Source organism: uncultured Methanobrevibacter sp. (assembly GCF_902774605.1).
Taxonomy (GTDB): Archaea; Methanobacteriota; Methanobacteria; order Methanobacteriales; family Methanobacteriaceae; genus Methanocatella.
In genome coordinates this window covers 1-15,152 of record NZ_CACYJE010000013.1, presented here as the reverse complement: position 1 = coordinate 15,152, position 15,152 = coordinate 1, and the positions used below count along the sequence as shown (strand labels likewise).

8 protein-coding genes are annotated in these 15,152 nt (G+C 35.2%); 3 read left to right on the top strand and 5 right to left on the bottom strand.

Going from position 1 to position 15,152, the window contains the following annotated elements:
- Positions 1-3: 3 nt before the first annotated feature.
- From QZU77_RS04435 to QZU77_RS04425, 3 genes are all read right to left on the bottom strand, one after another.
- Complete coding sequence (locus QZU77_RS04435; RefSeq protein WP_295600608.1) at positions 4-7,809, bottom strand: non-ribosomal peptide synthetase; 7,806 nt, start codon at positions 7,807-7,809, stop codon at positions 4-6.
- A gap of 266 nt (positions 7,810-8,075) precedes the next feature.
- Entirely contained in the window at positions 8,076-9,479 is a 1,404-nt protein-coding gene (gene pyk / locus QZU77_RS04430; protein WP_295600606.1) for a pyruvate kinase, read from the bottom strand.
- A gap of 164 nt (positions 9,480-9,643) precedes the next feature.
- Positions 9,644-10,354, bottom strand: coding sequence for a DUF4013 domain-containing protein (locus QZU77_RS04425; RefSeq protein WP_295600603.1), 711 nt, complete (start codon positions 10,352-10,354; stop codon positions 9,644-9,646).
- Between the two features lie 346 nt (positions 10,355-10,700).
- Here QZU77_RS04425 and QZU77_RS04420 point away from each other — a divergent pair, with 346 nt between their 5' ends.
- Genes QZU77_RS04420 through QZU77_RS04410 form a run of 3 tightly spaced genes read left to right on the top strand, consistent with a single transcriptional unit; the run spans position 10,701 to position 13,269 of the window.
- Positions 10,701-11,000, top strand: coding sequence for an STAS domain-containing protein (locus QZU77_RS04420; RefSeq protein WP_295600601.1), 300 nt, complete (start codon positions 10,701-10,703; stop codon positions 10,998-11,000).
- Positions 10,997-11,374 (top strand): ATP-binding protein, encoded by a 378-nt coding sequence (locus QZU77_RS04415; RefSeq protein ID WP_295600598.1) that lies wholly within the window; start codon positions 10,997-10,999, stop codon positions 11,372-11,374. Before QZU77_RS04420 ends, QZU77_RS04415 begins: the two co-directional genes overlap by 4 nt.
- Positions 11,374-13,269, top strand: a complete 1,896-nt coding sequence (locus QZU77_RS04410) for a PP2C family protein-serine/threonine phosphatase (protein WP_295600595.1) — start codon at positions 11,374-11,376, stop codon at positions 13,267-13,269. The genes QZU77_RS04415 and QZU77_RS04410 overlap by 1 nt, the downstream gene beginning before the upstream one ends.
- A gap of 23 nt (positions 13,270-13,292) precedes the next feature.
- Here the strand turns inward: QZU77_RS04410 and QZU77_RS04405 are convergent, their stop codons facing one another.
- Both QZU77_RS04405 and QZU77_RS04400 read right to left on the bottom strand, forming a co-directional pair.
- Entirely contained in the window at positions 13,293-14,072 is a 780-nt protein-coding gene (locus tag QZU77_RS04405; RefSeq protein ID WP_295600593.1) for a DUF4013 domain-containing protein, read from the bottom strand.
- Positions 14,073-14,112: 40 nt separating this feature from the next.
- Positions 14,113-15,150, bottom strand: a complete 1,038-nt coding sequence (locus tag QZU77_RS04400) for an aminopeptidase P family protein (RefSeq protein WP_295600590.1) — start codon at positions 15,148-15,150, stop codon at positions 14,113-14,115.
- Positions 15,151-15,152 lie beyond the last annotated feature (2 nt).

Below are 15,152 nucleotides of genomic sequence, written 5' to 3'. Positions count from 1 at the left end.
CCCTTAAACACTAAAGAAATCAAGTTCATCCAAGTATTTTACAAAATTATAAACATATTCCTCTGAAAGGAATGGCCATGTAATTCCTAAACGATATAATGCCTGAATTGTATAGGAATTGTCTACAGGAAGCCATATCTTTTTAACCTTACCTGAACCAATAGATGTGATTAAGCCGGAAACTCCCTCTTGTTTTGTTTTGTCTGCAAGAGCTTCATCCAATGCTTTTTGATAATCATCCTCTTCAGCAGGATCAATTGTCAATCCTAACGGTCTAATTATATTAATTATATCTCCAAAATAGATATTGTGATAATCATATGGATGGAAAACAGTACATTCCTTAGGAGTTTTAGACAACCCCACAATAGCTTTGGCGGTAATGTCAATCGGTGAAAATTCAACAGGGTTCATAAGCATGGAATATGGCATTTTACCTATTGTCACGAACGCCTTAAGACGGTTGATGAAACCGTTTGATACGAAGTTGATTTGGAATTCACTGTCCGAACTTCTGGCCATCAGGTTACCTACACGCATAATCTTGACATCCAAATCATCATTAACGGCAGCTTCCAATACAGCACGTTCCGCAAGGAATTTACTGTTTAAATATTGGTTATCCACTGCTTGACCGATGAAAAGATCATTTTCTGTGAATTTAACGTCAACTGGAGGATAGTTGTCAATACTTTCGCCCGCAATACTGTAAGTTGAAATCTGAACATATTTCGCATTCTTCATTTTAGCAAACTTGAGTCCATTGACTACACCGCCAAGGTTGATATCTTCAATGTCTGTTCCTGAAGAGAAGTGTTTTACGTTAGCAGCACAGTTGAATACCGTATCTATTTTCTCATGCACAAGCTTTTCAAAGTCCTCAAAGTTTGTGATGTCCCCTTCGATAATGTGCAGCCTTTCATCAAATGCCTCATTGTACTCATCTGAGAAATAATAGAATAGAAGTGATTTCAATCTTTCAGCGCCGCTTAGAACCTTATTGGATCTTATGAAACAGTAAATTTCACCATCTTCATTTTCAAGTAATTCTCGCAATACATGTATTCCTAAAAATCCTGTGGCTCCGGTCAATAGCACATTACCTAAGCTGTCTTGGATTTCACCATTAATGATTGTTTCAATATTGTTTTTCTCAAGCAGCCTGTTGATTTCAGAATAGTCATAAGCCAATTCTGATTTCTTCTCTAATGACTCATCAGATAATATAAAGTCTGACAATGCCCTTGGAGTCGGATTTGAGAATACATCCCCGTAATTAAGGTTATAATTTCTGTTAATAGCCTCCATGGTAATTTTAGTAACTAGAAGTGAAGTTCCACCGATTTCAAAGAAGTTGTCCGTAGCGCTTACTTCATCAAGTCCTAAAATTTCTGCAAACAGGCTTGCAAAGAATGCTTCAATGTCATTTTCAGGAGCAACATATTCAGTGATTAGAACTGGTTCAGGCAAATTCCTCAAATCGGTTTTACCGTTTGCAGTTTGAGGCATTTCATCAAGTTCCATGTAGACTGTTGGAACCATGTAATATACCAATTTTTCAGCAAGTGAAGCCTTTAACTCATCAATATCAATTGAATATCCGTTCTCCTCACGGTTTTCATCCTTGTAATCATCATGAACAGTGAAATATGCACATAAGTGATCATTGCCCTTAATCTTTTTAACTACAACGGCAACGGATTTGATTCCAGGGAATTTTGAAAGACCAACTTCAATCTCACCTATTTCAATCCTTAATCCTCTGAGCTTGATTTGGTTATCCATTCTTCCGAACACATAATAGTCCCCATCTTCAGTGACTTTGACAAAGTCCCCTGAGCGGTAGAACCGGATTCCGTTAATTGTTTCATATGCCTCTTCATTTTTCTCAGGACGGTTCAGGTATTCTCTTGAAACACCTTTCCCTGCAATGTACAATTCCCCAATGACATTTGGAGGCAATGGGTTTGAATCGAAATCCATAACCATTTCATGTACGTTGAAAAGCTCTTTTCCAATGTGAATGTCTGAACTTTCAAGCAATTGACCGTTACAGTAGACTGTTGTCTCGGTTGGTCCGTACATGTTGAATAATTTTCCATTGGAGTTTTGTGAAAGTAGTTCATATAATCTGGCGGAGAATGGTTCTCCAGCGTGAATGTATACCTTGAATCCGTACATTGTCTCCTGCATCGCTTCGATTTCCAGGTATTGCAGCAAACGTGATGGAGTTGCAATGTAGACATTGGCGCCTGTCCTGTGAATCAGGCTCATCATTTCGATTGGGTCTTTGTATTCGGTGTCATTAGCAAATACCATCGGCACCCCATTCAATAGGGATCCCATAATCTCTTGCTGGAATACATCAAAAGCAACTGTTGTGGTGGACAGTACCTTATAATCCTCTTTTTCAAGATTGTGCACCAGTTCATAGGTACAGACATTTCTAGGATCAGGATAAACGAAGTTTGCAATGTTTCCATGTTCGAGAATTACTCCTTTCGGAAGTCCCGTGGAACCTGAAGTGTAGATGAGATAAGCCATGTTATTTCCATGAACGTCAGGGTCAGGGTTTGAAGTGTCCTCCTCTTTTAGAAGTTCATGGACATCCAATAGATTGTCCCCATATTGGGACAGGTCTATGGATTTTTTCTCAATCACATCATCCACAATTATGTATTTTGACTTGCTGTCGGTCAATACGTGCTCAATTCTTTCAGAAGGATATTCTGAGTCCACCGGAATAAATGCAGCGCCTGATTTCAAGATACCGAAAATTGATGCGATTGTGTTACTGTCCCTGTTGAGAATGAACATTATCCTGTCTTCAGGACCTACGCCCTTTTTGATAAGACTATGTGCAATCCGGTTGGCCTTTTCATTTAATTGCCCATATGTGAATTCCCCATCGGTGGCATATAAAACAACCTTGTCCGGATGCATTTCCACCTGATTTTCAAATATCTTGTTTAATCTTTCCTCTGGAATTTCATCATATTCTAAATCGTCAGCTCCCCAATCATCATTTTCGATTATTGAAATATCCTTCATCAAGGTTTTTTCATCGAATTTTTGGAATTTATTCAGAACAACCCTAATACAGTTAAGGAATGTATCAATTAAAGTTTTAGAGTATAATTGGTCATTGTATTCGCAGAAAATCCTGTATTGGTCTCCGATATCAACAACATTAATGTTTATCTTGAATTTCAATCCTTCATAATCGATTGATTGCCTTTCGACATTCATTCCCCCGATTTCAATGTCCTCTATGATTTTTCCGTGATATGCATACAATATTTCAGGAGTGATGTCGAACTCGTTTGAAATTTCTGTTAGAGGATATGAGGAGTAACCCAATACGCTTAACCATTCACCATTAATGTAGTCAAAGTATTCCTTGATATTTGAATCTGAATTCAATTTCAATGCTAAAGGCAATGTCTTAACCATCATTGCCAATGTCTTTTGCTGGTTTGGATTGAATCTGCCGTTAGTGATTGTTGCAATCAATATTTCACGATTGTAAACAAACTTGTTTATGACAAATGAAGTTGCAGCCAGGAATAAGTTATTTTGAGATATGCCTGATTTGGCGCAGAACCCATCAATGGATTCCTTATCCAAGAAGATATCATCCATTGCAGCACTGCCTTGTGACTCATCACCATTGATGTCCTGTGGAATCAATGTGGCATCATCAAATTCCTTAATCTTATTGGAGAAAAATAGTTTAGCCTCTTCATATAAGCGGGATTGCTCTGTTTTCTTTTCATTCAAGGAGTATTCGAATCCATCAAGCTCTTCAAGATCATAATCTTTCCCATCATAGATTTTAGCTATTTCATCAAATAGAATGTTTAATGAAGTTCCATCAACGATGATATGGTGGAAATCAGCAAGCAGCATTGAATTTCCAACTATCTTGAAGCGGAACAATGGCCCCTCATCAAGCTTGAACGGCTTTACAAACTCGTCCACATTAGCATCATCAACCATTTCTATTAAATCCTCAACTTTAAGGTCATCCCTTCTTTCTTGGTAAACCTCACCGTTTTCCATTATAATTCTTGTTTTTAGATATGGATGATTTTCAATGGCTTTAACAATTGATAACTTGAGTTTATCTGCATCAATGCCTTCATCAAATTCTATTTTCTTTGGAAGATTATATGCAGTGTTTTCAGGGTCTTTAATGCAGTCAAAGTAAACTCCAAGTTGATTTGAGGTTAAAGGATATAATTCCTGCACATCACTTGATGATGCGTCTTCAATCTTAATTTCTGAAGCGATTCTTTCAATTGTCTTATAATTAAGTATTTCAGTAACGTTTAACTGTGCATTCAAGTTATTGTAAATTGCAGACGTTAATTTGATTACAGACAATGAAGTCAATCCTATGCTGAATAAATCAGTGTTCACACCAAATTCCTCAATGTTCAGGAGTTCAGATACAATATTGAATAACTCCTGTTCGATTTCAGTTCTTGGTTTTATAAAATCATCAACGTCAATTTCCGGGTCAGGCAAGTTTTTGAAGTCTGTCTTTCCATTTGGAGTTTTAGGAAACTCGTCAAGTTGTGTGAAATAAGATGGAACCATATACTCAGGAATTGAATCTATTAAATGTTGCCTTAAATCATCAATATCTATATCAGCTATTGCTGTAAAGTAAGCGCATAAATGCTCAACTGAATTGATTTTTTTAACAACAACCTTTGAAAGGGAAATATTTTCATAATTGGCAATTGCCCCTTCAATTTCAGACAATTCTATTCTTAAGCCCCTAAGTTTGATTTGAGTATCATTTCTTCCATGAACATATAGCTCGCCGTTAGCATCTTTTTTACCCAAATCTCCAGTATTGTAATATGGAATGTCATTAACTGTTAAAAAGACCTTTTGGGTTTGCTCATTATTATTCAGATATCCTCTTGCAATTCCTGCACCCCCAACATAGATTTCACCCGCAACATATGGAGGCAGTTGATTTCCATCGATATCCATTATCTTATCAACCACATTGAGCATTTTCCATCCTGCGGAGACTTGAGGTGAGTCAATCAACTTGTAGTGTGATGCAATGGTGACCTCTGTCGGACCGTAAGAATTGTAGATGTCTGCATCAGTGTATTTTGACAGTCTGTCATATAATATAGGAGGGAATCCTTCCCCGCCCACAATTATCACATTACAATCCTTAACAACATCCTGAATCTCTTCAAGCTGCAGGTATTCAAGCAGTCTTGTCGGAGTGGAACCAAATCCTTGAGCTTCTGTTTTTTTGAACAATTCAACCAATTTCAATGGATCTATTGATTCCTCATCGTTTGCAAACACCACCGGCAATCCATTGAGTATTGTACCAAACACCTCTCTCAGAAATACAATGAAGGAAACTGTTGAAATTGAAATGAACTTGTTACACTTGTGATTCAACTCATAAATCGGGACATTCTCCTCAACATTTGCAACATAGTTTGTGATTCCCCTATGGGTAATCATTACACCCTTAGGCTTTCCGGTTGAACCTGAGGTATAAATCATGAAACACAAGTTATCAGGAATTAACTCAATTTCTGGATTGGAATCATCACTTTCATCGAGCAAATCATCAACATCTATTCTGTTTTCTCCATCATAACCTATTTCCGAACTTGTTATGACGAATTTGGAATCACTGTCCTCCAGGATTTGATTGATTCTGTTTATAGGATACTTCGGATCAATTGGTATGAAAGCGGCTCCCGCCTTGACAATACCTAAAACTGCAGCTATCAAGTCACTGTTTCTTCTCATCATGAACATTACTCTGTCTTCAATGTTCACTCCTCTTTTGATTAATGCATTAGCTATCCTATTGGATTTTTTGTTCAACTCATCATATGTTAATTCCCCGTCTTCTGCAATGAGTATTGTTTTTTGAGGGTTTTGAGCTACAGCCCTGTCAAAGACCTTGTTGACAACTCCTTCATTTGCAAGTTCAATCTTAAAGTCCTCATCATATTCAAGTTCTCTTCTTATGGAAATGTCTTTCAATAAACTGTCGCTTGATTCAAATCTATCCAATAAAACTTCAATTGATTCCAGAAATGTTTCAATTAGTGCTTTTGAGTAGAATGACTCGTCATAGCTGATGTTGATTTTACCACTTTCATAATTTAATACGAATTTATAGTCCTGGGCATCGTATTCATTAGTGAAAAACAATATTTCACTTTTAAAATTGAGTTTTTTATTGTTTAACAAAGGATAATTTGAGTAATGCTTGAAATACTTTTTAAAGTCATCTAAGTATTCCATAACAGATAAATCTGTGTTGAAATGATATCCGCAAGCCTGTTTATTGTAGGCAACAAGAATATCTTTTGAAAATGAGAATTTTGTCAAGTTAAACATGAACACGGACAACAGAATTCTTTCCTTAGACAGATTATATTGTTTTGACAAGTTCTTTAATTTATCATCATCTATTGGTTTGGAAATTTCGCAGAATTTTACATTGTCTCCACTCATATCTGGAGAGATTGCTGTCGGATTGTCAAATGAATTTATCATGTTATTGTAGTAGTTTTCAGCCTTGAAGAAATCAACCACTTCAACAGAATAATCCCTGCATTTTTTGGATGAATCATCTATTATCTGCCTTAGCAAATCCCTTAAACCATTTGCAATTGATTCAATTTCATAATGGCTGAAGCAGGATTTGTCATATTCCACAAATATGGATTGCAGACCATTTTTATCTGAATAGTTCTTATTTATCCTGAAGTGCAATGGGAACTTGATATCCTTTTGCAAAGTCAGGAATTTTGAATCATAGTCTGTGGAATTGGACACGATGGAAAACATTGAAATGCAGTCAGGGTCAATGCCTACATTTCTCAAATCAGTTGTGTATTCACTGAACTGCAATTTGGCATGTGCCAATCCCTCTTTTAGAACTGATTTTGAATACGCCAGCAACTCATCAAAGGTTAAATCCTCATTATAGGCAAGCCTTAATGGAATTGTATTTACAAACATTCCAAGAGCATCACCTTGCCCGAAGTATCTTCCATGGACGGAAGTGTTCATCACAATGTCCCTAAACAATTTGTTGTTCATTTTGGATTTTGCAAAGTATAAAAACTCAAGTGCAAGTGCAGTGACAAAGGGAGAATACTCAAAGTTGGGGATTTGATCCAAAAGCACTTCATAATAACCAAGTTCGGACTTGACGAATGAATACCAATCCTGCGAATAATCCTTTAAAGTGTTTAACCAATATTTTTTATCTTCACTGGATTCAGGTGACTCCAAATAATCCATTTCATCATTAACATAAGTTTCGTAAGAATAATCCTCTGGAACATATTCCTCATCACCGATATACTTTTCAATTTCCTGAGGAATTAATGAAAATAAGGAAGTTCCATCCAATAGGATATGCTGTACAACCCCGATAAGGATAGCTGATGATTCTGTTTTTAATACTGCCCATTTATACAAGGGAGAATCGAAAACATCATCAAAAGGTTCATCCAAGTAATCTGCAATGAATTTATTCAAATTTTCATCAGCAACTTCAAATGATTCTACATTTACATCAAAATCATCGTAATATTGCTTGAAATCACCATTTTCATCATATTTAATTTTTAAGTTTAAATTATTTCTAGAAATACATTCAATAGCTTGTTTTACGTCATCAAAATTCTTCAAATCATAATCCTTTCTGAATTTGAGATAAAACGAGTCGTTGTTAGGATTGTTTACCTCAGAGAACAACAGCATCTTCTGAGATGATGATAGATTAAACTTGTGCATAATTCCCACCTACTAATTGACAAATATAATAAAAGTCTATCATTTAGACTAAATATATTTTATTTTATTAAATAGTGCATTTTCAATGAATAACAGTAAAATGTAAAAAAAAATCGGCATATATCATACAAGTCACTTCGCTTCCCACTTCCTTAAAAGTCCCAACCATATGAATATTTTACATAGGATTGAATTAAATTTAAACTTTAGTAGGCATGAAAATACACTTACTAATGATTAAGTGAAATTATCGATACAATCTACCATTAAATCGCTAATATTCTTAAATAGTTTGTTTTTTTCGCTTCACCCAACGGGAATCCTCCAGTGATAACTATTAATTCTCCTTCATTAAGATTGAATTCATTTTGAGCCATTTTTCTGGCATTTTCAATTACATTGTCAGTGCTTTCATATATGTCAGTGCGGACCGGTTTGACCCCAAAGTTCAATGCAACCTTCTGAGCAAGATGATTTGATGGACAACAAGCCAAAATTATGGAGTTCGGCCTTAAATTACTGATTTTACGGGCGGTGAACCCAGTCATGGTAGGGGCGACTATTAGCTTAATGTCTGAATGTTCAACTGCTTCAACAACAAGTTTTGCAATAGTGTCGCTGATTCCGATTGACCCCTTGTAAACTGGGTGTTTTGTATAATCAATGGTTGATTCAACATATTTGCATATTTTGCTCATTATCTCAACTGATTCTATCGGATACTTTCCAACTGTGGTTTCACCTGAAAGCATCACGCAATCGGTTCCGTCCAATACTGCATTGGCCACATCTGAAACTTCCGCTCTTGAAGGGCGAGGATTCTCATACATTGAGGCAAGCATTTCTGTAGCGACAATTGCGAACTTTCCCTTTTCACGGCATTTTTTAATGATGTCCTTTTGAAGCATTGGCAGCTTCTCCATAGGAACCTCCACTCCCAGGTCCCCTCTAGCCACCATGATGCCGTCGGATTCATCGATGATTTCATCTATATTTTCAATGCCCATGCGACTTTCTATTTTGGAAATGATTAAAGCGTCGCCTCCAGCCTCATCTATTATTTCACGGGCGCTGATCACATCTTCCTTTCTGTTTACGAATGATAACGCCAAATAATCGCAGGAATGCTTGGCCGCAAATGTGATGTCCTTTTTGTCAACTTCACTCATGAAATCCAACTTCAAGTCCACTCCTGGAACATTGATTGTTTTGTGATTTTGGATTTCACCATTGCCCAATGCTTTAAGGACAACATGATTGTCATTCTTGTCTATGACTTCCAATTCAAGCAATGCATTATCCACTAGCACCTTGTCTCCAACTTGAATAAGGTCTATTGCTTCGCTATGATTGACTCCGAATTCCTTTTCATTGCCATGTATGCATGTTTTGCTCATTTTAATTGTATCTCCCTTTTGAAGGCTTACGCCTCCATCAGAGAATTCCAATGTTCTGAATTCAGGCCCTTTAGTGTCATACATGATTGCTATATGAGCATTGCATTCTTCTCGAACCTGCCTGACCACCTCAATCGTTTCCAATATTCCATCATATGTAGCATGGCTGAGGTTGATGCGGGCACAATCCATTCCATTGTTGACCATTTCACTCATGACTTCAGCAGAATCGGATGCCGGACCTACGCTGCAGATAATTTTTGTCTTCTTCACATTATCTCTCCCAAACAAGTATTTTAATTTTATGTTTAAAATGAAATTATTTCGATTTCACTAAATTACTGTAAAAAACATTTAATTTTATTTTTGATATAATGCAAGCAATATTATTCACTTGCTAGAAAAAAAGAAAAAAAAGAAAAAAAATAAAGGTTTATTTATACATCAGAGTATAATAAACCAGTTGCTCTACCAGTGAAGAATGTAAGGTAAACTCCTAAGATACCCATCAATATTCCGCCGACAGTAGCGTTCCATTGGGAAATTGCACCTAAAATAAAGAATATTATGAAGTATACTATGAATATGAGAATAATGAAAACAAGGAGTTTTACAATTCCTATTCTTGAAATATCTCCAATAGCATCGCCAATAGCTAATGCAAATCCTAAATCTTCGGTTTTAGCCAATCTGCATTGACCCATTATTAATGCTAAACCAAATATAATAGTTAAGATTGCTGTGATTACAGTAGATAACCAGTGCTGGAAGATAACTGCCAATATTGCACTAATAATGATTGGTACAATCATATAAACAATGGTTACAACAAAAAGTTTAATCCCATTGATGAATTGCCTTACAAAATCGATTTCAGGACCGGCACTGCTTCTTTCAATACCATATTTAGTAATGTCTAATTGATAACCAGAAATGAAAAATCCCAGTACAAGAGCAACGATTATTCCGAGGATTCCTGATCCAATAACTGCCAATGCGTTGTTAGCTTGAGAACCTACAACAACACCTGCTACAGTTCCTCCGACTGCAAGTCCTAAAATAATACCTAAAATAATATATATCACTAATGCTTTAATATTTTGAAGTGGATAAGTTAAAGCATCAGTTATGATTTCGCCTAATTCCATTTTTGTTCACCTTTATTTTTTTAAAACTCCAATAAATGAGTTATGTTTAATTTAAGTAATAAGAAATATTTAAATATTTTTAAAAATTAATTAAAAAAGAATGATTTTCATTAAATGGAAAAAATATTAGATAAGATGAACCAATTGCGTTTAGAGTTATTTTTAAAATCCCCATACATGAAATTATTATCTTTTTTAAATGCCTTTTTGATTTATGAATTATGGGCATACAACCGTCCCATTTCTTTAATGAATTTGACATCAATATGTCTTTTTTAGAAACTCTTGCCAATATTTAACAAAATATTTTAAATAACATTACATAATATAAAAATAGTGATTAAATATGGATATTGTGAAAAATTATAATGAAAAAGAATTGACTGTTAAAGTTGGAAACCGTATTGACACAGTTACCGCACCGGATTTTGAAAATGAGATAAATGACGAGATAGGCAAGTTTGATTCATTAATCATAGATTTCTCAGATTTAGAATACATTTCCAGTGCAGGTTTACGTGTTTTAATTGCAACCCAAAAGAAATTAAAACCTGAAGACATTCCAATGACTATCAAAAACGTTAATGATACCATTGGCGAAATATTCAGAATGTCAGGTTTTGACAAAATATTAAAGATAGAATGAAATCTATTTCATTAGAACCTGAATTAAATGAATTATATACATTAAACGAGTTTGTTTTAAGTGAACTTGGCGAAGAGAACATTCAAGTTAATTTTATTGTTGAAGAAATATTTGTCAATATTGTTAATTACTCTAAAACCAAGTTTATCAAAGTCAATATTGAATTTGATAATGCCCTATTAACAATTGAATTTATTGACAATGGAGTTGAATTCAATCCGCTTTTAAAAGAAAAACCAGAACTTCCTGAAAATATTGAGGATGCTCAAATCGGAGGTCTTGGAATCTTTTTAACAAAAGAATTTGCTGATGAAATAACATACAATCATGTGAATGGTGAAAATCACTTAAAGATTATGAAAAATGTGGAATGATGAATGATAAAATAAAAAAGATAGTAATTCCATTTGCATTAATGCTAATTTTCAATCTAGGAACATACTATTTGACTTATGGACATAATTATGGAGAAGGATTAAGCCCCCATGTAGGAATATTATTAATTTCCGGACTGATCTTTGGACCTTACGGCACAATAGGAGCAGTTGCCGGTAATCTCTTATGCGACATTATTAGAGGATATGGTCTGCCCTTAGCATCATTGTCCGCAATAGTTGGCCTTGGAATATCATATTTAGGATATAAACTATGGTATACAGATTTTAAATACAGACCAGCAGTTACAAGACCAAAATTAAACAATACATTCAATGTGATTTTATTCATAGGAATCATTATTCTCTGCGGCCTGCTATACTCATCAATGCATGGGAAGCTATTTTGCTTAATCAATCCTGAAACATCCCCTATTACTAGCCTTATTGAGACTAGATACTTCCTGAACTTTATTAATTCCGCATTCATTTTTGGAATAATCGGAATTTGGTTATCAAATAAGCTAGATTGCGCCCACATTCCAAAAACATCAAAAAAAGGATTCAATAAAAAACTCTACAAATCTTTAGGCATCCTTTTAATCACATTATTAATCTTAATATTAATAACTGATTTTGCCGTTAATGTGAATCATTCAATCATAATTATTGAGTTAATAATCATTGGTTTGCTTTTATTCATTTATTTGACAAAGCCTATCACTTCAAATATAGTCACTTCCAATACCCGGTCCATTCCAGAAGAGATAATGAACATCTTCCATTTAACAATATTAGTCATCATGATTCTTGGAGTAATAATATCTTATGACCATCTCCTCATCACTGCCATCGATTCTTTACTTCCAATAAATAGAACCGAAATCATGATTTCGATGATGGCAATAATGGACGCGTTGCTAATAATATTTTTAATCCCATCACTGGCGGTTTTAAGACACGTGGAAATTAAAGTGATTGAACCTATCATATCATTCTCAAAAATTGAGGAATTTATCCATGAACATGAAAAAATCGAATCCGAGGGATTAGTAGACATTTACTCAAGGTATATTAATGAAAAAAACGAAATTGGAACCCTTGCCCGTTCATATACTGACCTGATTAACTTTAACAATAGATACATTGAAAATATTCGTGAAATTGAGGGGGAAAAAGAGCGCATTAAAGCTGAACTTGACATTGCAACTAGAATCCAAGCGGCAAACCTGCCTACTGAACCTCTTGTCAGCGAATATTATAAAGTCAATGGTTATTCCAAACCCGCCAAGGAAGTTGGAGGGGACTTTTTTGATTATTATGAATTAGATGATGAACATTTAGTCATTGTGATCGGAGATGCTTCAGGAAAAGGCGTTCCAGCAGCTATTCTTGCAATGATTACCCAAGTAATGATAAAACAACTTCTAAAGCAAAATCAGGATCCTTCAGAGATTTTATACATTTTAAATAATCAGTTATGTGAAAATAATCAGGAATCAATGTTTATCACATTATGGCTTGGAATATACAATAAAACAACTCATGAATTAATTTTCTCCAATGCAGGTCATAATCCACCATTAATTAAAGAAAATGAAAAGTTCAAATATCAGAGTATTGACACTGGAATCGTTTTAGGAATCATGGAAGACTTTAAGTTCCAAACAGAAGAAATTATCCTATCAGAGGAAATTGTTTTATATACTGATGGAATTACCGATGCAAATAATTCAAACGAGGAAATGTATGGCGAGGACAAATTATTGAACTTCTTTAATGAATATGGAAGTGAAAAAGACCCTATAAGACCATTATTAAATGATATCCATAACTTTACAAGAGATGAAGAGCAATTTGATGATATGACATTATTATATCTGAAAATTGACTAACTTCCAAAATTATTCTCCACATATTACTCAGCAGGCATATTCTCCTCATTTTCCAAATCCTTAATCCTGCAGTAAACCGCACCTATGCCTAAAAACTGAGTTGCAAATATGAAAAACGACAATGTCATGTCAATCAATGAGTCTACAAATGTGAAAGAAGTCTGAAAAGCCGTCAAATATGACAGTAATACAATAGTCAAGATGATTAATGTATACTCCTTTGCATAATTCCTCCAACCTATAACATCAATGCTTCGTTTAATCGATGGAAAATTAAATGCCTCCAAAAAACTGTTAGTATCTGCAAGTTTAGCCAATCCAATTTCCATGAAAAACGAAAACACATAAAATAGAACCGCACCCACCACCAGGAAAATTATTGTATTGACAGGATTGTGAGTGTATATCATATGAATTGTCTCAGGCCACAACAGCAACATTTCCTCCAAGTCGAAAGCTGGAAAATTGAATGGGGAGCAAACAAAATCCAATATCAGCCCTTGAACTTCAAGATAAATAGTTATGACAATGACTGATTTAATGCCTAAAACAATAATGTCCATTATCTCTATTTTCGGCAGTCTTTTACCATGATTAATCCTATCACGAGTAATTACCATCCCATATCCCGCCACTGAAATGGCGACTAAAACCTGAAGGACATAAATCTCATAAACGTCACCAACGGTTAGAATGTATTTTTGCAACATGGAGGATATGAACAATAACAAGAAGATAAATGCAAGAAATTTCTTGCTGTAAGCGCAATAATCCCATACTCTCTTCAATATAACATGCGGCACGATAAACCCCCAAACTATATTCCATCATTAACAAAGTAACTTACACTATATCCAACTGCAAATCTCCAATGACATTGGCTTTTTTGGAAATTGCAACCGTATCCTCCAGACGAACTCCAAATTCCCCTTCAAGATATATTCCAGGTTCAACCGTTATCACCATGCCCTCTTCAATTATGGTTTCGTCGCGCATTGAAAAACCGGGAGTTTCATGAATGTCCAATCCTAAACTGTGACCAGTTGAGTGAATGAACTTATCACCATAACCATAATCGGCAATGATATCCCTTGCAACCTTATCAACCTCGCAGCATTTCATTCCAGGTTTAATTGCCTTGATTGCCTTGTCATGTGCTTCAGCCACAATATCCCATATCTCCTGCTGCTTTTCACCATAAACCATTGTTCGGGTATTGTCGGAGCAGTATCCCTCAAAAATGCAACCCCAATCAATAAGTATAGGGCGTTCCAGTTTTTTAGCTTCAGGTATTGCATGAGGAAGACTGGAATTAGCTCCACTTGTAACTATAGTGTCGAATGATTCCTTTGAAGCACCATTCTCGATCATGTAGCGCACCAAGTCAAATGCAACTTCCTTTTCCGTATCAGTATTGTTTAATATGTCCAATTGAAGGAATGATTTCTGGGCAATTTCAGTTGCCCGAGTTATTTTTTCAATTTCCTCAGGTGTCTTGATCATCCTTTGCTTGTCAATGTATGTTTTGGAATCTATTGTGAAATCGTCCCTAAACCTAACATAAGTGCTGAACGGCAGGGATGGTTCGATTGCAAGGTTTTTGACACCCTCCCTTTTAAGTTCATCAATCATGACATCATATGATTCATATTCCTTAACTTCAATTGTTGAATCACGATTTGCCAACTCTATATCCATTCCTGAAGCATATATTATTGGATTTTCCTTTATTATGCAGAATGCGAAACTGGTCGGCTTATAATTTGAAATATACTCAACGTTGGTGAATTGTGTGAGCAGGTAAGCGTCAAAATCATCCTTTTTCAAATCTTTTAAAATGTTATCTATACTATTTTCTATTTCATTTATATTTTTTTGCATTG

Coding starts and splice junctions, on each gene's coding strand:
- QZU77_RS04425 (WP_295600603.1), bottom strand. CDS start 10,354: ATGGAATTAGGCGAAATCATAACTGATGCTTTAACTTATCCACTTCAA.
- QZU77_RS04400 (WP_295600590.1), bottom strand. CDS start 15,150: ATGCAAAAAAATATAAATGAAATAGAAAATAGTATAGATAACATTTTA.
- QZU77_RS04420 (WP_295600601.1), top strand. CDS start 10,701: ATGGATATTGTGAAAAATTATAATGAAAAAGAATTGACTGTTAAAGTT.
- QZU77_RS04435 (WP_295600608.1), bottom strand. CDS start 7,809: ATGCACAAGTTTAATCTATCATCATCTCAGAAGATGCTGTTGTTCTCT.
- QZU77_RS04410 (WP_295600595.1), top strand. CDS start 11,374: ATGAATGATAAAATAAAAAAGATAGTAATTCCATTTGCATTAATGCTA.
- QZU77_RS04415 (WP_295600598.1), top strand. CDS start 10,997: ATGAAATCTATTTCATTAGAACCTGAATTAAATGAATTATATACATTA.